This window comes from Vibrio sp. 1180_3 (genome assembly GCF_029478545.1).
Taxonomy (GTDB): Bacteria; Pseudomonadota; Gammaproteobacteria; order Enterobacterales; family Vibrionaceae; genus Vibrio; species Vibrio aestuarianus.
The window spans coordinates 1-2,446 of sequence record NZ_SJFM01000094.1; the positions used below are offsets into that span (position 1 = coordinate 1).

At 39.4% G+C, this 2,446-nt stretch carries 1 protein-coding gene and 1 pseudogene; both read left to right on the plus strand.

Annotated elements, in window-relative coordinates; all coding sequences use genetic code 11:
- A pseudogene (locus EYW48_RS20825) lies at positions 1–115 on the plus strand (IS630 family transposase); the annotation flags it as partial.
- A 271-nt stretch (positions 116–386) separates the two neighbouring features.
- On the plus strand, positions 387–2,009 hold the full coding sequence (locus EYW48_RS20830) for a hypothetical protein (RefSeq protein ID WP_277433007.1): 1,623 nt from the start codon (positions 387–389) through the stop codon (positions 2,007–2,009).
- The last annotated feature ends 437 nt before the right edge of the window (positions 2,010–2,446 follow it).

Below are 2,446 nucleotides of genomic sequence, written 5' to 3' on the forward strand. Positions count from 1 at the left end.
CTTCAAGGCGGCAATAGACCAATTTTTTTCTGTGACTCTTCCAGAGATCGCAGGCTCTTTGACATCTCGAATTAATGATCATTTTCAGGTTCTCAAGCCTGCATCTTCAAGTTGATTCGGTATATATAATATAAATAGGCGGTAAATATGAAACGACTAAAACTCTGTAGAGTTAATCAGAGTGCGTTGCACTCTGATAATTCCTTACTTAATTCACTAGTGTGTATTGAGCACGAAATAAGTAGTTTGACGAAAGTTGAACTACTTAGTAACCAACTACGCTTGTATCCAACTTTTTGCGTGCGCAAAAGAGTAGGATGCAAGCTGTTGGCGAGAGAAGTATCTCTCGACTCTCTAGCAACCCCGCGAGGAGGTTGCTAATGTCCTTGACAGCAAAACACATACATCTGTTTTTTCGTACTATAAACAGTTCATCTTCTCCTGAAGACCGGAAAAAATGCATTATTTCTATTATGCATTCACTTCGAATTGAATCAGAGCAAAATCACAATAAAAAAGACATCGAATGGAATTCGGCATTAAGCGACCAAAACCTGATTTGGCGAAATGGTGAAGTACAGCAATTACATGAGTTGAGTTCAGAAGACAAGAATACGCTACTTGAAGATATTGCTCCGAAAGCAAAATTGCATAAACAAAAAACGCTTCAAGAACATAGGCGCAAGAAAAAATTCGCGTTAAAGAGTTCTTTACGCTCGCTGAGTGCAAATGGGTACATTGAAGCTGTTAACTTATTGGATACTGTGCTCGCTCAAGATATTGGTGCAATAGATGCCTCATGCATTGAGCGTTTTGAAACATTGGAAATGTCTCGGAAACAACAGAGAGTTAGGCAACTGAGAGAGTATGTCGCTCTTCATAACAAACTCTATGACGTTGCGCCCGAAAATTCTATTTACGTCCAAGAGGGGATATTTAAAATACCCTCGAAATGGCAGGTTGGCACTGATGTTATTTCCCTACAGGAGTACATTGGTTTTATCGTCAAGGTGCTTAGTCATCTTTTCCCTAAACATGACATCAAAGCCGTTGTAGCTCATGATGATGAACGCACTGAGCGAGAAAATACCGGGGCACATATCCATTTTTTTCTGAGCGGGAGGAACCGTGAAACTGGTGAATATGATTTGCGAAAATCGATGATAGCTGTTGTGAATAAGTATTTGAGTGTTTCGAAAGAACATTCTGGTGAAGAGTTATTCCGTGAGGATGGGAAGCTAGACTACAAAGAAACGAGGAAACTTGGGCATAATTTGCAGCAGCTTATTCAACGTCTCGCTAATGAGCGGTTACTCAGTGAAAAAAAACTGAAAGCTATATTTACCAGTGATACTGAAAAGAAGAGCCAGCAGTATCGTAATATGGTGAGACAATCCAGATGGGCGAAAAGTGCTCGTGATTTTAATTACTTTACAAAACAAATTGAAGATAGTGAAAAAAAAGTAGCGTTATTCAAAGAACAGCAGCAGTTAGCTTATCAGAAAGCTCTGGAATCAAACAATGAAGTGACAAAGTTACAAGATGAACGTCAATCATTAACTGATGAGATTCAAGCGATGAAAGATACGCGAACTATCATCGAAGACGCTACGAAACACGGGATGTCAGCATTGGATAATATTCGTGAAGAGTTTGAAGAAATGCAAACGACAGTGAACAAGTTATCTAAAGCTGAAGAGGAAAAGACTCGCGATTTAAGCCGCCTAGATAAGCTTATTGAGCAGAGGAAACAAGAGCTGCTAGAAATTACTCAGAATATAAAATTTGAGTTGATAAAGGTCGTAAGAGGGGTTTTCACGTACTTTGTTAGTAAGAGCAACAATCGTGCTAACCTGTCGGTTTTGAATGAGTTAAAAGATAAAATAGAGAAAAAGTTGGTAGATAAATTTCCCGCTGCGGCTAATCCACTTTTTTCTAGTCTTCGAGAGCTATTCGCTGATGAAAAAAATCACGAACGTGTACGCGATAGCAGTGAGTACGAGCTGTAGGGCGACTTTTCGTTCACATGGCCAGCTTTACGCTGGCTTTCTTTCTGCGCCCTAGAGAAAGCTGTTTTCATTTAAAAAGAAATCGAGATTCGGTAGGTATTTGTCGAATTAGTTCAACTTTTCATTAAGTGTGGATGAATTGTGATGAATTTTTCATGTTGTAGCTTAAATTCAATATGTTATAAGGCTTTTATGGAAAAGTGAGATTAGAAAATTTCACTTAAATCTATGGTGAATTGTAAAGTAGGAATTAATTTGATTCGTCTGGACTCAACCATTGTTTGAATCCTTTGAGTCGATCCAAATTACCTTTGTCGAGTAGACGACACCTGTTACCAAGTGTCGCCCCTCTAAGAACCCAGCGTGCAACTTTCACCGCACTAGGCTCAAGCCTTCACGAAGGCACCAGTTGGCACCCAGCAACTTACAAAGCAGTG